The sequence below is a fragment of the Rhodococcus sp. PAE-6 genome (genome assembly GCF_025290685.1).
GTDB classification, from domain to species: domain Bacteria; phylum Actinomycetota; class Actinomycetes; order Mycobacteriales; family Mycobacteriaceae; genus Rhodococcus; species Rhodococcus pyridinivorans.
Genome location: NZ_JAOCLZ010000004.1, coordinates 49,803 through 72,681, shown reverse-complemented (window position 1 = coordinate 72,681; position 22,879 = coordinate 49,803). Strand labels below are relative to the sequence as shown.

General features: G+C 67.6%; 20 protein-coding genes. 5 read left to right on the top strand and 15 right to left on the bottom strand.

Going from position 1 to position 22,879, the window contains the following annotated elements; all coding sequences use genetic code 11:
- Positions 1-25: 25 nt before the first annotated feature.
- The 3 genes from NVV99_RS11005 to NVV99_RS10995 form a co-directional block, all read right to left on the bottom strand.
- Positions 26-667, bottom strand: coding sequence for a TetR/AcrR family transcriptional regulator (locus NVV99_RS11005; RefSeq protein ID WP_247848279.1), 642 nt, complete (start codon positions 665-667; stop codon positions 26-28).
- Positions 668-813: 146 nt separating this feature from the next.
- Positions 814-4,122 carry an arabinosyltransferase domain-containing protein gene (locus tag NVV99_RS11000; protein WP_024102683.1) on the bottom strand — a complete coding sequence of 1,103 codons (3,309 nt, stop codon included), beginning with the start codon at positions 4,120-4,122 and terminating at the stop codon, positions 814-816.
- Positions 4,123-4,166: 44 nt separating this feature from the next.
- Positions 4,167-7,463: an arabinosyltransferase domain-containing protein gene (locus NVV99_RS10995; protein ID WP_024102684.1), complete on the bottom strand. Its 3,297-nt coding sequence runs from the start codon at positions 7,461-7,463 to the stop codon at positions 4,167-4,169.
- A gap of 130 nt (positions 7,464-7,593) precedes the next feature.
- Between NVV99_RS10995 and NVV99_RS10990 the strand changes: the two genes are divergently transcribed.
- Complete coding sequence (locus NVV99_RS10990; RefSeq protein ID WP_024102685.1) at positions 7,594-10,371, top strand: FAD-binding and (Fe-S)-binding domain-containing protein; 2,778 nt, start codon at positions 7,594-7,596, stop codon at positions 10,369-10,371.
- Between the two features lie 14 nt (positions 10,372-10,385).
- On the opposite strand, the gene NVV99_RS10985 is transcribed toward NVV99_RS10990, so the two are convergent.
- The 6 genes from NVV99_RS10985 to NVV99_RS10960 are packed head-to-tail and all read right to left on the bottom strand — an operon-like array spanning position 10,386 to position 14,094.
- The gene (locus NVV99_RS10985; RefSeq protein ID WP_024102686.1) at positions 10,386-11,045 is read right to left on the bottom strand and encodes a hypothetical protein; all 660 of its coding nucleotides are present in this window, start codon (positions 11,043-11,045) and stop codon (positions 10,386-10,388) included.
- Entirely contained in the window at positions 11,039-11,701 is a 663-nt protein-coding gene (locus NVV99_RS10980) for a hypothetical protein (RefSeq protein WP_242411672.1), read from the bottom strand. The genes NVV99_RS10985 and NVV99_RS10980 overlap by 7 nt, the downstream gene beginning before the upstream one ends.
- Complete coding sequence (locus NVV99_RS10975; protein ID WP_024102688.1) at positions 11,695-12,354, bottom strand: hypothetical protein; 660 nt, start codon at positions 12,352-12,354, stop codon at positions 11,695-11,697. The genes NVV99_RS10980 and NVV99_RS10975 overlap by 7 nt, the downstream gene beginning before the upstream one ends.
- An 8-nt stretch (positions 12,355-12,362) precedes the next feature.
- Positions 12,363-13,523, bottom strand: a complete 1,161-nt coding sequence (locus NVV99_RS10970) for a hypothetical protein (RefSeq protein ID WP_024102689.1) — start codon at positions 13,521-13,523, stop codon at positions 12,363-12,365.
- Positions 13,520-13,795, bottom strand: a complete 276-nt coding sequence (locus NVV99_RS10965) for a hypothetical protein (protein ID WP_024102690.1) — start codon at positions 13,793-13,795, stop codon at positions 13,520-13,522. The genes NVV99_RS10970 and NVV99_RS10965 overlap by 4 nt, the downstream gene beginning before the upstream one ends.
- Positions 13,792-14,094 carry an SAV_915 family protein gene (locus tag NVV99_RS10960; protein WP_024102691.1) on the bottom strand — a complete coding sequence of 101 codons (303 nt, stop codon included), beginning with the start codon at positions 14,092-14,094 and terminating at the stop codon, positions 13,792-13,794. Before NVV99_RS10960 ends, NVV99_RS10965 begins: the two co-directional genes overlap by 4 nt.
- A gap of 128 nt (positions 14,095-14,222) precedes the next feature.
- Here NVV99_RS10960 and NVV99_RS10955 point away from each other — a divergent pair, with 128 nt between their 5' ends.
- A complete protein-coding gene (locus NVV99_RS10955; protein ID WP_024102692.1) occupies positions 14,223-14,663 on the top strand; it encodes a DoxX family protein in 441 nt (146 codons plus the stop codon).
- Here NVV99_RS10955 and NVV99_RS10950 read toward each other — a convergent pair.
- Positions 14,638-16,566, bottom strand: coding sequence for an arabinofuranosyltransferase (locus NVV99_RS10950; RefSeq protein ID WP_197539105.1), 1,929 nt, complete (start codon positions 16,564-16,566; stop codon positions 14,638-14,640). The two genes, NVV99_RS10955 and NVV99_RS10950, sit on opposite strands and share 26 nt — an antisense overlap.
- Before the next feature lie 156 nt (positions 16,567-16,722).
- On the opposite strand from NVV99_RS10950, the gene NVV99_RS10945 reads away from it, so the two are divergent.
- The gene (locus tag NVV99_RS10945; protein WP_024102694.1) at positions 16,723-17,043 is read left to right on the top strand and encodes a hypothetical protein; all 321 of its coding nucleotides are present in this window, start codon (positions 16,723-16,725) and stop codon (positions 17,041-17,043) included.
- 60 nt (positions 17,044-17,103) lie between these two features.
- On the opposite strand, the gene NVV99_RS10940 is transcribed toward NVV99_RS10945, so the two are convergent.
- Both NVV99_RS10940 and NVV99_RS10935 read right to left on the bottom strand, forming a co-directional pair.
- Positions 17,104-17,865 (bottom strand): decaprenylphospho-beta-D-erythro-pentofuranosid-2-ulose 2-reductase, encoded by a 762-nt coding sequence (locus NVV99_RS10940; protein ID WP_006553461.1) that lies wholly within the window; start codon positions 17,863-17,865, stop codon positions 17,104-17,106.
- A complete protein-coding gene (locus NVV99_RS10935; protein ID WP_019290337.1) occupies positions 17,865-19,289 on the bottom strand; it encodes an FAD-binding oxidoreductase in 1,425 nt (474 codons plus the stop codon). Before NVV99_RS10935 ends, NVV99_RS10940 begins: the two co-directional genes overlap by 1 nt.
- Before the next feature lie 19 nt (positions 19,290-19,308).
- On the opposite strand from NVV99_RS10935, the gene NVV99_RS10930 reads away from it, so the two are divergent.
- Positions 19,309-19,842, top strand: a complete 534-nt coding sequence (locus NVV99_RS10930) for a GtrA family protein (RefSeq protein ID WP_006553463.1) — start codon at positions 19,309-19,311, stop codon at positions 19,840-19,842.
- A 90-nt stretch (positions 19,843-19,932) separates the two neighbouring features.
- Positions 19,933-20,808, top strand: a complete 876-nt coding sequence (locus NVV99_RS10925; protein ID WP_041803939.1) for a DUF559 domain-containing protein — start codon at positions 19,933-19,935, stop codon at positions 20,806-20,808.
- Between the two features lie 47 nt (positions 20,809-20,855).
- Here the strand turns inward: NVV99_RS10925 and NVV99_RS10920 are convergent, their stop codons facing one another.
- The 3 genes from NVV99_RS10920 to rfbA form a co-directional block, all read right to left on the bottom strand.
- A complete protein-coding gene (locus NVV99_RS10920; protein ID WP_024102697.1) occupies positions 20,856-21,299 on the bottom strand; it encodes a hypothetical protein in 444 nt (147 codons plus the stop codon).
- Positions 21,300-21,370: 71 nt separating this feature from the next.
- Positions 21,371-21,973 (bottom strand): dTDP-4-dehydrorhamnose 3,5-epimerase, encoded by a 603-nt coding sequence (gene rfbC, locus NVV99_RS10915; protein ID WP_260782883.1) that lies wholly within the window; start codon positions 21,971-21,973, stop codon positions 21,371-21,373.
- Positions 21,974-22,849 (bottom strand): glucose-1-phosphate thymidylyltransferase RfbA, encoded by an 876-nt coding sequence (gene rfbA / locus NVV99_RS10910; protein ID WP_019290334.1) that lies wholly within the window; start codon positions 22,847-22,849, stop codon positions 21,974-21,976.
- Between the last annotated feature and the right edge of the window lie 30 nt (positions 22,850-22,879).

The following is a 22,879-nucleotide window of genomic DNA, read 5'->3' as shown; positions in this document are numbered from 1 at the left end:
AACCCGCGCCGACGGGGTCTGTGCACTAGGACGTGCGCAGGCCCCGTCTCGCGTATCCGACGATCTGCTCGACCTCTGCGTCGGCGTCGAAGGTGGACGCGTCCCGCCACAACAGGTGTTCCATCACCGCGAGCAGCAGGATCGAAGTGGTGAGCGAATCCCGTTGCGGGTCGGCCGATCCCAGATCGGCGATGGGACCGGTGAGCACCTCCGCGACCGCCTTCTCCAGGTCCTCGCGCACCTTCGGTGCATGCGACCGGCCGCCGGCGGAGGACACGACGTTGCGGGTGGCGGCGGCGATCTCGGGATCGACGGCCTGGTTCAGGACGGCCGCGATGCCGGCGCGCAGGGCGGCCTCGGGATCGGCGGCCTTGTCGATCTTGTGACGCAGATACCGGACGAGTCGGTGTCCGCCCTCTTCGACGACGGCGTCGACGAAATCGCCCTTGCTCTTGAAGTAGCGGTAGAAGGCGTCGTTGGAGAGTCCCGCGGCGGCCACGATGTCGGCGACGCGCGCGGGTTCGCCCCGGGTGAGCAGTTCGCGTCCGCACCGGATCAGGGTGTCGACGTCGCGGCTCGCGGCCTTCTGTCGGGGCGTCAGGCTTCGCTTCACGGCCTCGGAGGCGCGGGGCGACAGGGTCGACCCAGCTGAATTCTCGGTGGTCACCCGCTCATTCTAGATAACCGAAACCCGATTCTGGGATGCCCCGACCCTGTCGCGGCCGGAAGATCAGGGAACCGTCCAGCTGCCGACACCGGGCAGGTACGTGAAGCCGGGGGCGGTCACCACGGCGACGATCCGACCGGCCCCCGTCACTCGTAGACGCGCATCGGCGCGGGTTTCCACAACCCGGACCTCGTCACCTCGGTGGTGGTCAGTTCGGCCGGCTGCGCATTCGGGTAGAAGCGCACGTACCGCTCCACCGAACCCCAGTCGCGCCCCCAGTCGTTCTCGAGGTAGGTGGGCACCTGCTCGGGTCGCGCCAGGACCTCCGCGAAGCCGAGCGGGCCACCGTTGTCGGCCGACTGCCAGGTGTCGGTCGACGACACCGCGAGCGGACGGTCGGGGAGGACCCGGTAGTTCGGCATCTCGGCCACACCGGCCCAGTGGTCGAACGGCCGCTGGCACGGGAACTGCAGACCCACGGCCCAGTCCAGCAGGAGCGGCTGCTCGGAACCGAGCTGGGCGTCGAGCCGCTCGAGGGTGGGGACGCGCGGCGGCGTGAACGCCAGCCACTGGTCGCCGGTGAGGTTGGGGTCGTTGGCGACGATGCGGACGGCGTCGACGTCGTCGGGCAGGTCGGCGAGCGGCACACGCAGGTTCCGCCACGACGGCGCGGGGCCGATGTCGCGCGGCAGGTAGGTGCCCTTCGCCTCGACGCTGCCGTCGGCCTGGCGGGTGCCGTACTCGACGAGCAGCGACTGGCCGTAGGTCAGTGCACCGGTGTCGTCGTACGACCAGATGCGACCGGCCGCGGAGATGATCACCAGCGGCGTCTCGTCGGTGATCCCGGGAAGGGCGTACCAGCTGGAGGTGAGCGCGGCGGGTTCCTGCACACCCTCCTGGTAGCTGCCGAGCACCGGGGTGACGGACGGGTCGAGCCCGAAGGGCAGACGCACGGTGCTGCCGTTGACGGTCTGCTCACCGGAACCACCCGTGGTGCCGCCGCCCGCGCCCGTCTCGAAGGTCGGGCCGACGCTCTGGTTGTCGGTGTTGCCCTGGCCCGGCTTGACCTCGACGTAGTCGGCGGTCAGGTCGGACGGCACGCCGTCGGGAGTGAAACCGCGCGGCGCCGCACCGGCGAGCGGGTCGTCGTTTGCCGGCGGATCGGCGGGGTCGATGATCGGTTCGAGGCGTCCCTCGTTGGGGTCGGCCTCGACGAGCACGTCGTTCGCGAGACCGCAGGTCTGCCCGGCGACTGCCCCGATGTTGGAGCGAGCGAGCGAGTACGCCGGGTATTGCGACACCGCGCCCTTGAGCAGCGACAGCACCTCGAACAGCACCATCACCGCGGCGACGACCGTGAGCGGCGCAGCCGCGAGGGCGCGGATCCGCCGGCCCTTCTTCGTCTCGGGCGACTCCGGCGGCGGTGCGTAGCCCTCGCGGAGGTACTGCCACGCGACGAGCACCAGGGCGAGACCGAACAGGACCAGGAACAGCGAGCTCGACTGGTAGCCGCTCAGCGAGACGGTCTTGTCGAACCACGGCACGCCGTAGCTCGAGACGTACCACCAGCCGTTGATGCCGGCGAACGACACCGCCAGGACGAACAGCACTCCGGCGAGGAAAATCGTGCGGTTGCGCCGCGACCGCAATGCGCTCGCGGAGACCACGACGGCCGTGACCGTCGCGAGCGATCCGGCGATGCCTGCGTACGCCCCGAAGTGGTGGGTCCACTTCGTGGGGTTGAACATCATGAAGAAGATCGTGCCGAAGACGATGCCGAGCAGACGCCAGGTCGGGCTCACGGCGACGCCGGGGATCCGGCGGCGGCGCAGCAGCACGAACAGCGTCGTGAACAGGCACAGCAGCATCGTGAGGAACGCGAAGCGGCGCGGCAGCGACCCGTCGACGGTCTGCACCATCAGGTAGTAGTAGCGGAGGAAGTCGTTCCACCACTCCTCGTTGGGGCCGATGATGGTGCGCACGCGGGTCGCCTCGAGGACCGCGGCGAGGGTCTGGTCGGAGAACACCACGACGAGCACGAGCATCCCGGCGGCGCCGATCGGGGCGAGCAGTGGCAGGGTGCCGACCTCGCGGTGGCGGCGCACGATGATCCGCGTCATCGGCCGGATGCCGGCGATGAGCGCGGCGATACACATCAGGCCGGTCGGTGCAGCGGCGAGGGTGAAGGCGCCGATGAACACCGCCGTCGCGGCGGGCAGCAGACGACCGGTCGCGATGGCGCGTTCGATCGAGCACCAGGTCAGCAGCGCACCGAGCGCGACGATCGGCTCGGGCCGCAGACCGTTGTTGTAGGGCAGCCAGAAGGCGAGGAAGACCAGTCCGCCGGTCCACAGTGCGATGCGGTTGTGCCGCACGGCCCGGCCGAGACGCGGCACCACCTCACGGCTGATGACCATCCAGCACAGGATTCCGGCGATCAGTGCCGGGATGCGCATCCATGGGCTGGCCGTGGAGATCTTCGCGAACGCCGCCAGCACGTCGTAGTACCAGCCGAAGGGAGCTTCGGGGACACCGAACCAGCGGAAGTAGTTGGCCATGTAGCCGGAGTTCTCCGCCGCCCGGGCCATGGTCAGCAGGTAGCCGTCGTCCGAAGTGTTCGCGCCGAAGAAGTGCCAGCCGACGAGCGTGAGGACCACGACGACGTCGACGCCGGTGAACTTCCACCAGCGGGACGGCAGGAAGCGGCGGTGACCGCGACCGTCCGTGCCGTCGAGCTTGGCCAGCGCGCCGAGCGCGAGTGCCGTCGACAGCACCGCGAGGACCATCGCGAGGGACTTGACCAGCGTCGGCGACGACGTGAACCGGGAATCGACATCGACGGTGACGTCGAGGCCGGGAACCGCGGTCGGCAGGTCGCTGAACACGCCCACGACGAGCGGCCGCAGGTCGCCGGTGAGCTCACCCGACCGCGGGTTGCCGTTCTCGTCCGAGAGGCCGACGAACTCGGCGGTGGTGCGTTCGGAGTCGGAGAAGATCTGCAGTTCGCTGCACGCACCCGACTCGACGTCGGCGCGCGGCGCGGTCGCGACCACCACGTTGCGGTCGAGCACGTCGACGTTCTCGGCGCCGACCCGCACGAACATCGCGTTGAGGGCGGCGTCCTGCCCGTTGGTGGGGGCGGTCGCGAGCAGCATCCCGCCGTCGCCGGGCATCTCCGCGACGGCGCTGCACGGCACGGTGGCGCGGAGCTGGAGGGGGACCTGCGACATCAGCGGCAGTTCGACGTCGGTCGCCGCCGCGTCCTGCGGCCACGACATCGTCGCCTCGGTCACGCGGACCGGGAGAAACGGTGTGGCCAGCGCCAAGATCATGCCGAGCAACCCGGCGACGACGGCGACGAGTCGCGCAGTCCGGTACCGAGTGCGAAGGTCCTCGCCCATCGACCGGGGGGCGGTCGGAGCGGGCGCGGGTGAGGTCGTCACGTCGTCGGGCACGGGAGTCGATGGTATCCGGCGACGTGGTGTGACGGCACTCGCCCTTACTCCAGCAGGACGGGGACCCCGTCACGGATGCGGCCCGGCGACCACAGGCCGGAGCGGGTCGTCACGTCGGTGGTGACCTCCGCGGGGGAGGCATCCGGGTCGATCGGACGGTACTGCTCGAGCGATCCCCAGTCGCGATCCCAGTCGTGGTTCAGATAGGTGGGGACGGCCTCGGCGTTCAACAGAAGCGGGATCCAGCCGAGCGGTCCGCCGCCGATGTCGTCCTGCCAGCCGTTCGTCGCGTCGGCCCCGACCCGGTCCGGGAGGATGCGGTACTCGGGGACCTCGGCGACACCGTTGCGGTGCCCGAAGGGTCGCTGGCACGGGAAGGCGAGACCCACCGACCAGTCGATGAGGACCGGGGCGTCGGATCCGACGACCTCCTGCAGGGTCTGCATGCGCGGCATCCGCGGCGGCGTGACCGCGACCCACTGGTCGGGGGAGAGGTCACCGTCGTCGACGACGATCCGCACGGCGTCGGCGTCGGCCGGGATCGCGTCGCTCGGCACGCGCAGGTTGCGCCAGGACGGCGACGGGCCGATGTCGATCGGGGCGAGCGTGGCCAGCGGCGTCACGTCGTCCCCGGATGACGAACCGAACTCCAGCAGCACGTCCTGACCGGGGGTGATGACACCGTCGGGGTCGACGTAGCGGACGCGCCCCGCCGCGGTCACGACCAGCAGCGGTGTCTCGTCGGTGCGCTCCGGCAGCGCGTACCAGCCGGATTCGAGTTCGGCGGACTGCTGCACGCCGGAGCGGTAGCTGCCGAGGACGGGCGTGGTCTGCGGGTCGAGGCCGAAGGGCAGCTTCACGGTGCTGCCGTTGATGCCCTCGTCGCTGGTGCGACCGCCCTCGGTGCCGGCGCTGGTGGATGTGGTGGTGCCGCCCTCCTCGCTGTCGACGGTGTTGGCGCCACCGGTCGTGGTGGTCTCCGCGTCGGCGGTGAGGTCGAGGGCCACGCCGTTCGGGGTGAAACCGACGGCCGTGCCCGCACCCAGGGCCTCGCCCGCATCACCGTCGAGAGGCTGCAACTTCGTCGCGTTCGGTTCGGACTCGACGAGCACCTCGTCGGCGAGTCCGCAGAAGTTGCCCGTGAGGGCCGCCGCGTTCGACTTGGCGATCGAATAGGCCGGGTACTGCGAGACCGCGCCCTTGAGCAGCGACAGCACCTCGAACAGCACCACCGCCGCCGCGACCAGCGTGAGCGGGGCCGACGCCAGGGCCCGCACCCTGCCGTTGCGGTCGGGTCGCGGCGTGGTGAACGGCTCGCGCAGGTGGAACCACGCGGCGAGGAGCAGGGCGAGCACCGTGAGGCCGAGCAGTGCCGTGGAGAAGGCGTAACCGGAGATCGACGGCGGCTTGTCCCACCACGGGATGCCGTAGCTCGAGACGTACCACCAGCCGTTCGAACCGGTGAAGGCCATCGCCAGGACGAACAGCACCCCGGCGGTGAACAGCGCCCGGTTGCGGGCCGATCGGATGCCGACCGAGCCCACTCCGATCGCGGCGAGCGCAGCCACCGACGCGGCCAGGCCCGCGTACACACCGAAGTGGTGTGTCCACTTCGTCGGCGTGAGCATCATGAGCAGCAACGACGCGAAGACGATGCCGAGGATGCGGCGCGAAGGTCCGATAGCGGTGCCCGGGATGCGGCCCTTGCGCAGGATCAGCATGACGCACACGACCAGGCACAACAGCATCACGAACACGCCGAACCGGCGGGCCAGCGAACCGTCGGGGGAGACGGTGAGCAGCGCGTCCCACCGCAGCCGCTCGTCGAACCACGGCACGTTCGGGCCCACGGCCGAACGCACGCGGGTCGCTTCGAGGACCGACGCGAGTGTCTGGTCGGCGAAGACCGCGATGAGCACGACGGTGCCCGACGCGAGGATCGGCGCGAGCGGCGCGACGACACCGACGAGATGCCGGCGCGCGATAAGAACCTTCACCAGCGGGCGCATCCCGGCGACGAGCGCGGCCACCGCGATCAGGCCGGTCGGACCGGCAGCGAGCGAGAAGGCCGCGATGAGCACCGCGATCGCGGCCGGCAGCATGCGACCGGTCGCAATGGCGCGTTCGATCGAACACCAGGTCAGCAGTGCACCGACCGCGATGATCGGCTCGGGGCGCAGACCGTTGTTGTAGGGGAGCCAGAAGGCGAGGAAGACCAGCCCGGCAGTCCACAGCGACACCCGGCTGTGCCGGACGGCGACACCGAGCCGGGGGATGACCTCGCGGCTGATGACCATCCAGCACAGGATTGCCGCGATCAGCGTGGGCAGGCGCATCCACACACTCGACGTCGAGACCTGCGCGAACACGACGAGCACGTCGTAGAACCAGCCGAACGGCGCCTCGGGCACACCGAACCAGCGGAAGTAGTTCGCCATGTATCCGGCCTCGCCGGACACCCGCGCCATGTTGAGGATGTAGCCGTCGTCCGAGGTGTTCGCGCCGAGGATGTGCCAGAGCAGCAGAGTGCCCACGACCACCGCGTCCACGAGGGTGAACCGCCACCAGCGGGCCGGCAGGAACCGGCGCGCGCGGCGCCCGTCGATCCCGTCCAGACGATGCAGGGCGACGAGCGAGACCAGCGTCGCCAGCGCGCACACGATCATCGCGAGGAGCTTGAGCACCGTGGGGGTCGAGGTGAACCGCGAGTCGAGCTCGGCGCGCACCGACAACCGTTCCGTGGAGTCGTCCCCCTCGGGTTCGAACGCAGTCGCGGCGCCGGTGAGGTCGCTGAAGACACCGACCATCTGCGGCCGCTCGTCACCTTCGAGCTCGATCGCGACCGGAGGGTCCGCGCCCACGATCTCGGCGGCGGTGCGTTCGGAGTTCGATGCCACGGTCACCGCTGTGCACGGCTCGTCGAGCGGCGCCGAGACGAGCACCGAGTTGCGCAGGACGGCCTCGACGGTGCGGGGGGCGCCGTCCTCACCGGGTACCGCGCGGATCACCAGGCCCTCCGCCGTCGCGTCGGGGGATCCGGACGGGATGGTCGAGACGAGCGTGCCACCGTCGGAACCGACCTGCTCTGCCGCAGCGCACGGCACGCTGACCCGCAGCGTGAGCGGGGCGTAGGTGACGAGCGGCGCCTCGACACTGTCGATGCTGCCGTTCTGCGGCCACTCCAGTTCGCCGGTCTCCTGCCGAACCGGCAGGAACGGCAGGGTCAGAGCCAGCACGAACCCGAGCAGTCCCGACACGATCGCGACGATCCGCGCTGTGCGGACGCGCGATGTCGGGTCGGACGAATCGGTTTTCCCGGGCGAAGCGGTATCGGCTGGCACAAGGGTCGATGCTAGGCGAGTCCCGTCACGGGGCCGGCGCGTGCCGCTCCGCTCGCACCACTCGCGGGTACTCCGCGGTTCTGTCCGACCACGTCCGGAGCGATGCCTCCCGCCACTAGCATCGCTGTCTATGAGGACCTCCACCCCGATCGGGCGCGCTCTGCGCGCGGCGGGCATCGGGGAGGTCTGCGACGACTCGACCACGCGCGCGCTGTACTCGTCCGACGCTTCTCTCTATCGCGTCCCGCCACAGGCCGTGGTGCGCGCCCGATCGATCGACGACGTCGCCACGACCCTCGACGTGTGCCGCCGGGAAGGTGTCCCCCTCACCTCCCGCGGCACCGGCACCTCGCTCGCGGGCAACGCTGTCGGGCCTGGCGTGGTCATCGACTTCTCGCGTCACCTGAACCGGGTGCTCTCCGTCGACCCAGAGACCCGGACCGCGCGGGTGCAACCGGGTGTCGTGCAGGCCGAACTGCAGCGCGCCGCGGCACCGCACGGTCTGCGCTTCGGCCCCGATCCGTCCACCCACAACCGGTGCACGATCGGCGGGATGATCGGTAACAACGCGTGCGGGGCGCGGGCGCTCGGCTACGGCCGCACATCCGACAACGTCGTCGCGCTCGAAGTGCTCACCGGCACCGGGCACCCGCTGACGCTGCCCGGCGAGGATCCGGTGCTGGAACCGTTGCGGGAGATCGTCGCCCGCGACCTCGCGACCATCCGCACCGAATTCGGTCGCTTCGGCCGGCAGGTGTCGGGTTATGCACTCGAGCATCTGTTGCCGGAGAACGGTTTCGACGTCCGGAAGCTGTTCGTCGGTAGCGAGGGCACACTCGGGATCACGACCGAGGCGACGGTGCAGCTGGTCGCCGACCCTGCCGTCCGCACGATGGTCGTGCTCGGCTATCCAGACATCGTCGCTGCCGGCAACGCCGCGCACGGACTACTGGGTTTCCGGCCCACGGCGTGCGAAGGGCTCGACTCGCGGATCGTCGACATCGTCCGGCACCGGCGCGGACCGCAGGCGGTACCGCCCCTGCCGTCGGGTGCGGCCTGGCTGTTCGTCGAACTGGCCGGTGACGACGCCGACGAGGTGCGCGGCCGGGCGAAGGCACTCGCGCAGGCCGCCGCCGCGACCGACGCCCTGCACGTCGAGGACCAGGCGCGTGCCGCTGCGCTGTGGCGTATCCGGGAGGAGGGAGCCGGCCTGTCGGCGAGAAGTCCGAAGGGACTGCCCGCGCACGCGGGATGGGAGGACGCCGCCGTCCCTGCCCACCGCGTCGGCGACTATCTCCGCGACTTCGAGGAACTGCTTGCCGGATACGACGTCACCGGCTATCCCTACGGGCACTTCGCCGACGGCTGCATCCACATCCGCCTCGACATCCCCCTCGAGGTTCCGGGTCTGTTCCGCGAATTCCTTTTCGAGGCAGCTGAACTCGTCGCCGAATACGGCGGGTCGATGTCGGGGGAGCACGGCGACGGGCGTGCCCGGAGCGAACTGCTGCCCGTGATGTACTCACCCGACGCGCTCGCACTGTTCGGGGCTGTGAAGTCGGTCTTCGATCCGGAGAACGTCCTCAACCCCGGCGTGCTCGTCGACCCGCGGCCCGTCGACGCCGACCTGCGCGTCCCGGCGGCCGGGAAGATCCGGGAGGGCCTGGCCTTCCGCTATCTCGAGGACGGCGGCGACTTCACGCAGGCAGTGCACCGGTGTACCGGGATCGGCAAGTGCCGCGCCGACAATACCGGCACCGGCGGAGTGATGTGCCCGTCCTTCCTCGCGACCCGCGAGGAGAAGGACTCCACGCGCGGACGAGCACGGGCGCTGCAGGAGATGCTCAACGGGCACCTCGTCGACGAGTCGTGGCAGTCGCCGGAAGTGCACGAGACGCTCGATCTGTGCTTGTCGTGCAAGGGATGTCTGTCGGACTGTCCGACCGGGGTCGACATGGCAACCCTCAAATCCGAAGTGCTGCACCAGACCTACCGGGGACGGCGACGGCCCCTCAGTCACTACGGTCTCGGCAGGCTGCCGCAGTGGGCGGCGATCGCCTCCCGTGCGCCACGCGCCGTCAACGCCCTTGTCCGCGCTCCGGGGGTCGCCCCGCTCGGGTTGACCGTCGCCGGTCTCGACCGCCGCCGCCGTGTACCGAGGTTCGCGCCCCGCACCTTCCGGAAGTGGTTCGCCGACACCCTCTCGCGACGATCCCGCACGGGCGATCCGGTGCTGCTGTTCGTCGACACTTTCACCGAGTACTTCACCCCGGAGATCGGGGTTGCCGCCGTGCGCGTGCTCGAAGCCGCCGGACACAGCGTGCACCTCACCGACGAACCCCGCTGCTGCGGCCTGACGTGGATCACCACCGGCCAGCTCGACCAGGCCCGGAAGATCCTGGGCCGCACCGTCGCCGAACTCTTCCGCAGCGGCATGCCGATCGTCGGTCTCGAACCGTCGTGTACCGCCGTCCTGCGTTCCGACGCAGTCGAACTGCTCGGGTCCGCACCCGCGCGTCTCGTGGCCGACAGCACCACGACCCTCGCCGAACTCCTCGCCGACTGGGAACCACCGTCGCTGGACGGCACACGGATCGTCGCACAACCCCACTGCCACCACCACGCCGTCATGGGATGGGGCGCCGACGCCGCACTGTTGCGACGCGCGGGTGCCGACGTGCAGCGCCTCGCCGGCTGCTGCGGTCTGGCCGGGAATTTCGGAGTCGAACGCGGGCACTACGACGTGTCGGTGGCGGTCGCGCGAACCCAACTGCTGCCGGCGGTCGAGGCGGCATCCGACGACGCGGTGATCCTCGCCGACGGGTACTCGTGCCGTACCCAGCTCGGCGACCTCACGACGCGGCGCGGCATGCACCTGGCCGAGTTGCTGGCCTCACGACTGCCGTAGGTACGGCGGGCTCATCATCTGCGGCGTCGCCCTCTGGTGCGCTCGCTTCGGGTGGGGCGCGGCCCGAGTTCGTAGGGGATCTTCAGGATGTGGCGGGTCTTGGCATCGATGTCGCAGTTGCCGAAGGCGACGGAGTGGAGGATGCCGTTGTAGACGAGGTCCCACAGGTCAGGGTTTCCTTGAATATCGCTGATCTTGAACGAGTGGATCTCGTTGCCGTGGGCGTCTTTCAGTCGCAGGACACGACTGGGCCCATCAGCGGAGAAGCGGATGCGAGTGAGATGGTAGGTATCGACCCAGCTGTCGTGCCATTGGACCCAGGCGGCACCGGCTGCAGTCCAGTGGTTTCCCTTGCCGAAGAACAACAATAGTGAACTTCCGGGGATGATGACCCACATGATCCACCAGTGGATCCAGCGAAAGTCTCCATTGATGACGGTGAGGTACACGACCAAGATTGCCGCTATGAGGAATGCGCCGATGTATCGGTCGCGCACGGTGGGCTGGAGCCATTCGAGAACGGGGCCGAGATGCTCCGGTGCATCTGGTGGGTTCCGTGGGTTGCGGTCGAGCGGTGTGTATTCCGTGCCGTGGTAGATGCGGGGCGCCCGGGGTGGGCGGGGTTCGCCTGTGATCGAATCCGGCATCGGTGGTAGATCGATGGGGTTCACCATCTGCGGCGTCGTCCTCTGGTGCGTTCGCTTCGGGTGGGGCGTGGCCCGAGTTCGTAGGGGATCTTCAGGATGTGGCGGGTTTTGGCGTCGATGTCGCAGTTGCCGGACGCGACGGAGTGGAGGATGCCGTTGTAGACGAGGTCCCACAGGTCGGCGTTGCGCTGGATCTCGCTGATCTTGAACGAATGGATTTCGTTGCCGTGGGCATCTTTCAACCGAAGAACACGGCTGTAGCCGTCAGCGGAGAATTGGATGCGGGTGAGTTTGTATGTGTCGACCCAACTGCCGCGCCACTGCACCCAACTGACACCGGCTGCTGTCCAGTGGTTTCCGGAGGTCCGGAACATCATCCATGGGAAGAGCGCGAGCAGACCCCATGCCCACCATTCGAGGACCCAGCTGAATCCCCCTGCGCTGATCGTCCCGAATACCGAGAGTAGTCCGGCGAGCATCGCGGCATCGCCGTACTGGTCGCGAAGGCTGGGCTGGAGCCATTCGAGGGTGGGTCCGAGGTGATCCGGTGCCTTCGGTGGGTTTCGTGGGGAGCGCTTGACTGGTGTGTATTCCGTGCCGTGGTAGATGCGGGCCGCCCGGGGTGGGCGGGGTTCGCCTGTGATCGAATCCGGCATCGGTGGTAGATCGATGGGGTTCACCATCTGCGGCGTCGTCCTCTGATGCGTTCGCTTCTGGTTGGGCGCGGCCCGAGTTCGTAGGGGATCTTCAGGATGTGGCGGGTCTTGGCGTCGATGTCGCAGTTGTCCGACGCGACGGAGTGGAGGATGCCGTTGTAGACCAGATCCCACAGGTCAGGGTTTCCTTGAATGTCGCTGATCTTGAACGAGTGGATCTCGTTGCCGTGAGCGTCTTTCAAACGAAGAACGCGGTTCGGCCCGTCTGCGGAGAAACGTATACGGGTGAGGTGGTAGGTGTCGACCCAGCTGTCGCGACATTGCACCCATGTGGATCCTGCTGCCGTCCAATGGTTCCTGATCCCGCGAAACATCAGCCAGCCACCCGCAGTGATGATGAGCCACGCACCCCACCAGTGAATCCAGCGAAGATCCCCGTTGGAGATTGTGAAGAACGCGACCGTAATGGTCATCAGGGTAAATGCGCTGATGTATTTTTCGCGGACGTGAGGTTGGAACCATTCGAGAGTGGGACCGAGATGGTCCGGTGCTTCCGGTGGTTTTCGTGGTTGTCGGTCGGTCGGTGTGTACTCGATGCCGTTATGAATGCGTGGTGCGTGAGGCGGGCGAGGTACACCGGTGATCGTGTCAGGCATGGGAGGGAGATTGTCCTCGTTCATTCTCGTCCTCAGAACAGGTTTCCAGCCCAGCGCGCCGCCGAACCGACGGCACCGGATATGTCGTCCCAGTGTTCGATTACTTCGCCCACACCAAACGCGACACCGACCCCGGCGCCGACCGCAAGCAAAGTGACGGGACCACCGGCCGCACTTGCAAGAATCAACTCGGTTGCAACCGTTCCAGCGACGAATCCACCGACATCCTTTGCGACCGCCTTTACGGCATCTCCCGTTGTTTCGGCATTCATGACGTCGTCATATGTCTGGGCGGCGGTCAAAATTCCACCCACGACAGGAACTTTCGACCCGAAATGCGCCAGTTCGGTCCCTTTAGGGATATGTTCGCCGAAACTGCTGCCAAGAAATCGGATGACCTTGTTGTCACCGAGCCCGGCAAGCAGTCGAGAGTTCTCCGCAGCGAATCGTGCAGCATCGTCCGCACCCCCTTGGAAGGCCCGAACAGCCCTGGCCGCAGTAGCTTCCGGGTACGGATCACCCAACCGCGCCGCTTCCGCGGCAAGCTCACGCAGCCGAGCAAGGTTCGCGCCGCGTGCCTCGGCCAGGTCTCCCCATTTCGACAGCTCGGAAACCGCCGTAGCCAGATACCCACCGACTGTGTGTAGAACCAGCCATCCCCACTGGGCTTCTGCGTCCTTCAGAATCGTCGTCGGCCCGCGCAAGGCTTCCGCGAGCGCGCTGTGCGCTGCAGTTTCGGCCGCGCGACCTTCCGTGACGAACCCCGCAGCCGCCTCGTAGGCTGCGATCTGTTTCGCCCGAAGTACCTGGGGTGCAATGTCGTACGAGTTCGGATCGACGTTGAGTGGCTCACCGATCCCGACGCCGAACTCCACGGGAATACCGGCTTCCGCCGCTGTCGCCTCGGCCTGCGACATGCGTGACCGGACGGTGACGAGTCCGTCGGCGAATGCGCGCAGGGCAGCGGCGATCACGTCGATCTGGTCTGCGGCCTCGGTCGTCCCCGTGATGATGCGGTCGAGCGTCGTGCGGAACGCATCTCCCGCAGGGCTTCTGAATTCGTACTCGGACTCGGTGCGTCCGTCGCGTGCCGCCTTCAGTCGGTCGTTCACACCCGTGGCGAGGGCAGTGAGCGAATCCGCGCATGCGTAGCAAGAGGTGGGGTCGCCGAAGACTCGGGTGTCGAGGCTCATCCCTCACCGGCCTTCGCCATCTCCTGAGCAGTGTGCGACTCGGCGTCCTGGTAGGCGCGCAGACTGTCCTGGGCGGCGTCTGCTGCATCGGCCAGCGACCGGACCGCCGCGTCCAGCGCGGAAGCAATCGACCCGAGAGCGTCGACGAGCAGTGCTGTGGCGGCACCCGCGTCGGGTATCGGTGCTGGATCGGATCCGAGTTCGTCGATGCCCATCGCTCCGGTCGCCAGGTGCTTCGCGACCGTGTCGAGGTCGCCGATGTCGATGCTCACCGGGTCGCTCTCCTGCCGAGTGGGGCCTCGAACGGACGGTCGTCGTCCCCGACCGGGGGTGGCGGTGGTTGTCGACCGTCGAGCAGGACCACGTCGTACCCGGTGGTCCGGTGGATCTCCTGCAGCCCTGTGCTGTCGACGCCCATCCACGGCTGCTGCGGTCCACAACAGCGGACCAGTTCCTTCGGTGAGGTGTAGGCGGGCAACGCCAGCCGGCCGTCGGGCAGTGTGCGCATCTCGAGCCGAACGTGCCCGGAACTGTCGCGGCGTCGGATCGGCACATACAGAACGTCGCTCATCGAATCCCCCGATTCCGTCGTACCCCCCGTACGACTCGCCGCGACCTTACCGCAGCGGCGATGAGTTTCCGGCTCCTGCCCGGTCGGTATCTGCGACAGCACCGCTGCCCACCTACCAGGAGGCCGTCATGAACACCTTCACCGCATCCACCACCGGCACCCGCGACGACATCGCCGCGGCACCCTCACGCGCCGCCCGCATCGCAGGCCTGATCGTCAGCGGTCTCGTCGTCCTGTTCCTGCTGTGGGACTCGATCATCCACATCGCCAACGTTTCGCAGGTGCAGGAAGCGATGGCCGATCTCGGGTTCGACCCGAGCCTCAGCCGGGTGTTCGGCGTCGTCCTACTCGTCTGCCTGATCGCCTACGTCCTGCCGCCTACCGCAATCCTCGGCGCCGTACTCCTCACCGGCTATCTCGGCGGTGCTGTCGCGACGAATCTGCTCACCGAACAGCCCATCGTCAGCACGACTCTCTTCCCGATCTACACCGGAATTCTGGTCTGGGGTGGATTGTGGTTGCGCGACATCGGGGTTCGTCGCATCATGCCGGTTCGTCCGTCGCGGTGACGACGACGAACGGCCCCACCTCGGTCACGGTGAATCGGGGATCGTCGAACAGTTCCTTGGGGAAGGTCACCGTGTACCGCCGCACATTGGGATCGTTCGGGTAGACGTCCTCGGCCAGACGCAGCGTGTAGCCCTCGGCGCCCTGCCGGAAGACGGCGGCGTCGGGGGCTCTCCACGGCAACTCCTCCCATGCGGCGAGCAGTTCGTCGGGGGAGGAGAGTTCCGACCACTCCTCGATCGCTGCGGCCCGCGCGGAGAACTCCGCCAGCGGGTTGGCGTAGTGCGAGGTCAGGGCTTGGAAACCGAAGTATGGGTAGTAGGCGAGGAAGGACGTGTCGGCCGTGAGGACCACGTGGTCGTCACGCTCGGCGCCCAGCTGGGACAGCAGGACGTCGTCCACCTCGGCGTAGTAGGACGCGGCTCCGGCGGGTCGCTGGTCGGCGCGTTCACCGGCCCCGTCGGTGTCGGTGTAGGCGACGGTGATCTCGCTCCCGAGCACCTGGGGGATGTTCTGGGTGAACGCCAGCGCACCGAGAGCACCCACCGCCACGAGAACCCTGCGCACGCGCGGATTCTCGCTGGTCGCCAGGCTGATCCACCGCGAGAAGTCGACGAAGGCGAATGCGCCTGCCGCAGCGAGCAGTACGAGCAGGATGACCTCGAGACGGAACGCAAGCAGGGTGTTGCCCACGGCGGTCAACGCCATCGAGGCGAGGTACCACAGGTAGACCGCGATCACCCCGAGCCCGAGCGCCTGCGCCCGATGCGACGACGACGCCCGGCCCACGAGCCACACGGTGCCCAGCAACGACAACAGTCCGATCAGGGACATGTGGAACATCGGCAACGGCAGTCGCGCACCGGCATCGGGGAGATAGTGGGTCGCGGTCCCGGACTCGGACGGGGGATTACCGCCCAGCACGTCGAACACGAACGGCGCCCACACGATCAACGCGACGAGCACCGCGATCGACGCCATCACCACGAGACGGACGAGCACCGGAAGGACCGCCCGCCACGACCCGGTGGCGCGACGCGCGAGGTACGCCGCGACGACGGCCATCACCGTCACCGCGAACGCCGCGATACCGAGATAGAGGGTGTAGAAGGTCGCGGCGAGACCGAGGAACAGGCCCGTCCCCACGACGGCACCCCAGCCCTGTCGTCCCCGGCCACCGCGTGTAGCGGGTAGGAAACCACCCCAGGCCAGCACCAACGCCGGCGCGACCAGCACGGCGATCACCGCTCCGTAGGGTTCCGGCGAACCGTAGGCCAGCACGACCAGCGTCGTCGCGGTGGCGGCGAGCACCGCCACATCGGAGCGGACCAATTCGGACCACAGCACCAGCGCGACGACCGCCGCGACCGCCAGCGAGCCGATCGCATACGGCTTGAACGCTTCCCAGCCGTCCATACCCAGCAGATTCGCGACACGGCCACCGATCCAGAACCACCCGGCCGGATAGAACGACGGCAGGTCGGCGTAGTTCATGTCGCGCAACGCCGCGCTGTCCGTCAGTCGCGTGAGGAACTGGGTGCGGAACTCCTGGTCGACGGAGATGCCGTGCAGGTAGAGGCGGGTCGCGGCGAGCGGCATCCCGAGGGTCGCGGTGACCAGGCCGGACAGCGCCGCCCACGACAGCACCCGCGCCCCCGTCACCCATCTGCGGCGACGCAACAGATAGATCGACAGGCCGAGCACGGCGAGTGCCGCGAACTGCATCACGGTGGTGACGGCCTGCGTCACGTTCGACGAATTGAACGCCGGCCACTGCACACGGTCGAAAGCGAACAGCCCCACCGCGGCGACGAGTGCTGCGACGAGCGCTGCACAGACGAACTGCACGAGCGTCGAGACGGCACGGCGTAACGGGGCTACTGCTACAGGAGTGTCGGCGAGCACCCCACGAGCATAGAGATGCGTCCGCGAGACGAGTGGTGGCCCGATCCGCGCCGCAAAAACGCCGCCGTCCACCGGTCGGGACGTTCATCCTGGAAGTTGCGTCGGGAAACCGGGCCGTCGGTACCGCCCGGGGAATCCGAACGGAAGGCTCAGATCATGACAGGTAAAGCAGTTCGTGCGGCCCTTGCGACGCTCGCGACGGCACCTCTCCTCGTCTTCGGGGCGGCGCAGGCCTCGGCGTATCCGGTGATCGAACCGGGTGCGCCCGGCGGTCCCATCGACGGCCGGTTGTACGACCACCACGGCGTCGATCCCTACCAGTGCATCGTCGTCGGGGCGCCGGGTGTCGGCTACGCGACGAACGAGGCGGGGCAGGACGGCATCGTGAACGGTGTCTTCGTGAACGAAGGGTCGATCAACCACTGGTGCTACGGGCCGCCCGGGATGATCCACAGCGGAACCGGCTACGTCCGGTAGACCCCGAAAAGACGACTGCCCCGCCGAAACGGGTCCGGCGGGGCAGAGGGTGCACGTCTGTCAGATCGGCAGCTTGCGGAAGATCGCGCGCGGCAGGTGACGCAGCACGATCATCACGAACCGGAAGGTGCCCGGCGCCCAGACGATCTCCTTGCCGCGATCGGAGGCCGCGACAGCGAGCTTCGCGACATCCTCCTTGTTCACGGTGAGCGGGGCTTCGTCGACGTGCGCGCTGAACTGCGTGCGCACCTGGCCGGGGCGCACGACGGTCACGCGCGGCCCGAACGGGCGCAGCGCCTCACCGAGTCCGAGGAAGAAGCCGTCGAGGCCGGCCTTGGTGGAACCGTAGACGAAGTTGGCGCGCTTGACGCGCTCGCCGGCAACCGACGACATCGCGATGATGCGCCCGAAGCCCTGCGCCTTCATCTTCTCGCCCACCAGCACACCCACGGAGACGGCGGCCGTGTAGTTGACCTCCGCGACCCGCACGGCCTTGCTCTGGTTCTGCCACAGCTCCTCGGCGTCGGCGTCCAGACCGAAGGCGACGATCGCGATGTCGACGTCGCCGTCCTTCCACGCCTGGTCGATGACGGCCGGGTGGCTCGCCGTGTCGAGCGCGTCGAAGTCGATCAGGTCGACCTGCGTCGCACCCGCGGACTTCGCCTGGGCGACGGCGTCCTCACGACGCGGGTCGCCGGGCAGGGCCGCGAGGATCACGCGGGCCGGTGCCTTGCGGAGGTACTCCTCGACGATGGCCAGGCCGATCTCGGAGGTGCCACCGAGCAGCAGCAGGGTCTGGGGATTGCCGACGGCGTTGATCATCAGTGGAGTTCCAACCTTCTGGACATATCGGAGGCGAAGACGTTCGTGGGGTCGACGGAGCGGCGCACCTTCAGCCACTCGTCGATCCGCGGGTACATGGCGTGGAAGGTCTCCGCGTCGGTCCGCGAATCCTTCGCGGTGTAGAGGCGACCACCGAACTCGAGGACCCGCTTGTCGAGTTCGCGCACGAACTCGTTCAGGCCCGGCTTGATCCGGAAGTCGACGCAGATGTTCCAGCCGGGGATGGGGAAGCTGAGCGGAGCCTTGTTCCCTTCACCGAACAGCTTGAACACGTTGAGGAACGAGTGATGTCCCGACGCCTGGATGTCGCGGATGATCTTCTTGAACTCCTCGACCGCTTCCGGCGGCACCACGAACTGGTACTGCAGGAAGCCGTTGGGTCCGTAGCCGCGGTTCCACTCCCCGAACAGGTCGAGGGGGTGGTAGAACGCCGTCAGATTCTGGACCTGGTTGTCGGCGTTCTTCGTCTTCCGGTAGTACAGCTCACCGATCACCGAGAAGTTGAACTTGTTGGCCAGCCCGTTCGGGAATACGTCGGGCAGGGTCAGCAGGGTCGGCGCGTCGAACTTGAGCGGGTCCTTCTGCAGCTTCTTCGGCAGCTGGTCGAGCTTCGCGAGGTTGCCCCGGGAGACTGCGGCGCGGCCGAGCTTCGGCTCCGGCGAGATGGCGTCGAACCATGCGCTGGAGTAGTCGTAGTTCGCTTCCGAACCGTCGCTGTGCAGGGCGATCGTCTCGTCGAGCGACTCGGTGCGGCGGCTGTCGGCGATGAAGTACGCCGTCTCCGTGGGGGTCATCTCGATGGTCGCGCGCAGGATGATGCCTGTCAGACCCATTCCGCCGACGGTCGCCCAGAACAGCTTGGCGTTGCGCCCGGTGGGGGTGCACGTGCGGACCTGGCCGTCGGCGGTGAGCAGGTCGATGGACTTGACGTGGTTGCCGAAGCTGCCCGCGCTGTGGTGGTTCTTGCCGTGGATGTCGGCACCGATCGCACCACCGATGGTGACCTGGCGCGTGCCCGGCAGGACGGGCACCCACAGACCGAACGGCAGCGCGGCGCGCATGAGCTGGTCGAGGCTCACACCACCGTCCACCACGACCTTGCGGGAGTCACGGTCGATGCTGTGGATCTTGTTCAGCGCCGTCATATCGACGACGAGCCCGCCCGCGTTCTGCGCGGGGTCGCCGTAGGAGCGTCCGAGCCCGCGTGCGATCACGCCGCGCCGCAGGTGCGACGGCTTCGACTCGTTGTCTTCCGCGACCCGCGCGACCGCCTTGGCGATCACTTCGACGTCGGGGGTGGACAGCACCTCTGCGGTGGTCGGCGCAGTGCGCCCCCAGCCGGTCAGGGTGCGGGTCTGGGTGGGGAGCGGCTCGCTCGCCTGCTCCGTAGCTGTCGTGGACATCGGGATAAAGGCTACCCGTGTGTCCTGGTCACCCGGCAAGATGCTGTTCCTCACGGGCGTTACCCTCGTCTGCGTGCCGGAATCCCACGACCATGTGCAGCCGCTGCCGGAGCATCACGCCCCACTGGCTCCCGAACTGCCGTTGACCGATTCGACGGCCGACGAAGCGCTGGACCTGAAGACGCAGCTCACACGGTTCGTCCTGACCGGTGGGTTCTCGGCGATCGTCGACTACGGCCTGTACGTCCTGCTCATGGCACTGGGCGTCACGCGCGACGTCGCGAAGGCCCTGTCGTTCGTGGCCGGCACCACCACCGCCTACCTGATCAACCGCCGCTGGACCTTCAAGGCCCCGCCGAGCCGCGTTCGTTTCGCAGCCGTGGTGGTCCTCTACGCAGTGACGTTCGCCGCACAGGTCGGCATCAACCGTGTACTCAACGAAGCCCTCGGCGACGAGTGGTGGGTCACGCCCTTCGCCTTCGTCGTCGCCCAAGGCGTCGCGACGGTGATCAACTTCGTCGTCCAGCGCGTCGTGATCTTCCGCCTGCGCTGATCTGGTTGGTTCGACGGCGACATACACGGTCGGACCAACCAGATCCGAGCTGTGTGGAACCGGTCCGGCTCCTATGGCGTCGAACCGGATATGTCACGCTCCCGAGCACACGCGATCATGGCCAGGCAGGACGGTGTCGTCACCCGCGATCAGGCGGTGCGGTGCGGTCTGAGCATCGCAATCATCGATCACTACGTGCGGTCGGGTGAATGGGTCTCACTGGTTCCCGGTGTGTATCTCCGTGCCGATCGGGAGCGGACCCCTTCGGTGCACCTTCGCGCCGCTGTCTACGGTGCGGGACGTGCGGCGACGGCATGGGGTCCGAGCGCCGCGTGGTGGCACGGAATCCTCGACAGGCCTCCCGCCCGTTACTTCGTCACCGTCCCACATGGGCGGGCCATCGTGAGGAACGGGAATGTGCACCTCCGTCGCAGGGACCTGCCCGCCGACGACATCGTGACCGTGCGCGGGCTGCGGGTCACAGGTGTACCTCTCACGGTGTTGGAGGCAGCGGTCGAGCTGAAAGATGGTTCCGTCCTCATGGACAGAGCACTTCAACGACACACGTCGTTGGCTCTGCTGGAGCGGTCCCACCTGAGGAATCCGGGACGTCGTGGGTCGCGCGCTGCGGAGAAATTGTTGTGCACCGCCCGGGACGGCGGGCATTCCCAGGCCGAACGCATCTTCCATCGGGTGCTACGTCAGGCAGGGTTCACCGGCTGGCGTGCACACGTGATGAGCTGTGGATACGAGATCGACGTCGCGTTCGAGACCGAACGGGTGGCGATAGAGATCGACGGCTGGGCGTGGCATCGTGACGCAGACCGTCACTGCCACGACATCGAAAGACAGAACGTCCTGATCAACGCAGGATGGCACGTTCTGCGATTCACCTGGCACATGTTGACGCAGGACCCGGACGGCGTCGTACGCCGGATCCGTGCGGCACTCGGCCGCACCCGATGATCTGGTTGTTCCGACCGCGCTGAACGCCGTCGGAACAACCAGATCTGCTATCGGGCGGTCCAGTTGGCGACGCCACGAACGGCGGTGACGCTGACGTTGCCATCGATCGTGACGTATGCCGAGATCTCCCCGGCACCCGTTTCCGAGGGGAGCAGAGTGCTGTTGGCACGTACCCTCCCGCGCTCACCTGTGGTCTCGTTGTGCCAGTGCACGGTGCACGGGCAGAACGGGGAGCCGATACCACCGACCCACAGCGGCAGTTCGGGAGAGGCGGGGTCGGTTCGGAGCACGACCGGTGCATCGATGAACGGGGTTGCGTTGCCGGCATACCCGCTCGAACCCGTATCGAGGTGCAGACCCACCGTATTGGTGAACGTGGTCCAGTTCGAGTCCGCGGAAGCGGTGGAAGTTCCGGCAACAGCGAGGCCGGCGGTAACGGCGGCTGCGACGCCGACGCTCGCTACCCGTCCGAGGGTGGTCTTCAAGTTCACGGTCGGATCCTGTCTCTTCGGTATGTCGGTGCGGAAGCACTGCCCTGGCTATCGGGAAGAGTCCCAAGATGTTACGGATCGGTGGCTGAGTCTTGTGCGTGCGGGAGACGACCCGCTTCGCGGGCGTCGGCGAGGGTGGGTGCCGTCCGGTCCTTGGCCGACAGTTCGTAGGTCAGCGACCTGCCGTCAGGTCCCGTTGTCGGCCAATCGATCCCGATCTCCGGATCGAACGGGTTCACCTCGTGCTCACGGTCGGGGTCGTAGCCCGTCGAGCACAGGTAGACGACGGTCGAGTTGTCCTCGAGGGCAAGGAAACCGTGACCGAGGCCCTCGGACAGGAAGATCGCGCGCCGGTCCTTCGTGTCGAGCAGCACCGAATCCCACTTGCCGAAGGTCGGCGACCCCACCCTCAGGTCGACGACAACGTCGAGCACCGACCCCGACACGCACGTGACATACTTCGCCTGTCCCGGAGGGACATCGGCGTAGTGGATGCCGCGCAGTACTCCGGCGGCGGAGACCGAGCAGTTCGCCTGCGCCAACTCCAGGGGCCGGCCGACGGCGTCGGTGAAACTCTCCTGCTTGAACGATTCGAGGAACACGCCCCGGTCGTCGCCGAACTGTTTCGGCGTAATCTCCCACGCCCCGGCGACCTTCAGTTCGCGGTAGTGCACCTAGCGGTCCTTTCCTCGTTCGAGCAGATCCAGCAGGTAGCTGCCGTAGCCCGACTTCACCAGCGGCTCGGCCGCGGCGCGCAGTTGCTCGTCGTCGATGAACCCGAGGCGCCACGCGACCTCCTCGGGCGCACCGATCTTCAATCCCTGACGTTGTTCGATGGTGCGCACGTAGTTCGACGCGTCGAGCAGCGAGTCGAAGGTGCCGGTGTCGAGCCAGGCGGTACCGCGCGGCAACACCTCGACCTGCAGTTTCCCCGCTTCGAGATAGGTGCGGTTGACGTCGGTGATCTCCAGTTCCCCGCGCGCCGACGGCTTCAGCGACCGGGCGATCTCGACGACGTCGTTGTCGTAGAAGTACAGCCCGGGCACCGCGAAGTTCGACTTCGGGTCGTCGGGTTTCTCCTCGAGCGACAGGGCGCGGCCGGTGGAGTCGAACTCGATCACCCCGTAGGCCGACGGATCGGACACCCGGTACGCGAACACCGCACCACCGTCGATGTGAGCGAAGCGCTTGAGCTGGGTGCCGAGGCCGGGGCCGTAGAAGATGTTGTCGCCGAGGATCAATGCGACCGGCTCGGTTCCGATGTGGTCGGCGCCGAGCACGAAGGCCTGTGCCAGGCCGTCGGGTGAGGGTTGGATCGCGTAGGTGATGTTCACGCCGAACTGCGAACCGTCGCCGAGCAACCAGCGGAACTGTCCGGCGTCGTGCGGGGTGGTGATCATGAGGATGTCGCGGATCCCGGCGAGCATGAGCGTCGAGAGCGGGTAGTAGATCATCGGCTTGTCGTAGACGGGCACGAGTTGCTTGCTCACGCCCTGGGTGATCGGATGCAGACGCGAGCCCGTCCCACCCGCGAGGATGATTCCGCGCATGTCGGACAGTTTCGCATGAGTAGGCTTGCG

What these genes read in the sequence shown, in the direction of transcription:
- NVV99_RS10980 (WP_242411672.1), bottom strand. Translation starts at nt 11,701, where the DNA reads ATGGTGAACCCCATCGATCTACCACCGATGCCGGATTCGATCACAGGC.
- NVV99_RS10990 (WP_024102685.1), top strand. Translation starts at nt 7,594, where the DNA reads ATGAGGACCTCCACCCCGATCGGGCGCGCTCTGCGCGCGGCGGGCATC.
- NVV99_RS10955 (WP_024102692.1), top strand. Translation starts at nt 14,223, where the DNA reads ATGAACACCTTCACCGCATCCACCACCGGCACCCGCGACGACATCGCC.
- NVV99_RS10960 (WP_024102691.1), bottom strand. Translation starts at nt 14,094, where the DNA reads ATGAGCGACGTTCTGTATGTGCCGATCCGACGCCGCGACAGTTCCGGG.
- NVV99_RS10945 (WP_024102694.1), top strand. Translation starts at nt 16,723, where the DNA reads ATGACAGGTAAAGCAGTTCGTGCGGCCCTTGCGACGCTCGCGACGGCA.
- NVV99_RS10985 (WP_024102686.1), bottom strand. Translation starts at nt 11,045, where the DNA reads ATGGTGAACCCCATCGATCTACCACCGATGCCGGATTCGATCACAGGC.
- rfbA (WP_019290334.1), bottom strand. Translation starts at nt 22,849, where the DNA reads ATGCGCGGAATCATCCTCGCGGGTGGGACGGGCTCGCGTCTGCATCCG.
- NVV99_RS10940 (WP_006553461.1), bottom strand. Translation starts at nt 17,865, where the DNA reads ATGATCAACGCCGTCGGCAATCCCCAGACCCTGCTGCTGCTCGGTGGC.
- NVV99_RS10970 (WP_024102689.1), bottom strand. Translation starts at nt 13,523, where the DNA reads ATGAGCCTCGACACCCGAGTCTTCGGCGACCCCACCTCTTGCTACGCA.
- NVV99_RS10925 (WP_041803939.1), top strand. Translation starts at nt 19,933, where the DNA reads ATGTCACGCTCCCGAGCACACGCGATCATGGCCAGGCAGGACGGTGTC.
- NVV99_RS10935 (WP_019290337.1), bottom strand. Translation starts at nt 19,289, where the DNA reads ATGTCCACGACAGCTACGGAGCAGGCGAGCGAGCCGCTCCCCACCCAG.
- NVV99_RS10975 (WP_024102688.1), bottom strand. Translation starts at nt 12,354, where the DNA reads ATGAACGAGGACAATCTCCCTCCCATGCCTGACACGATCACCGGTGTA.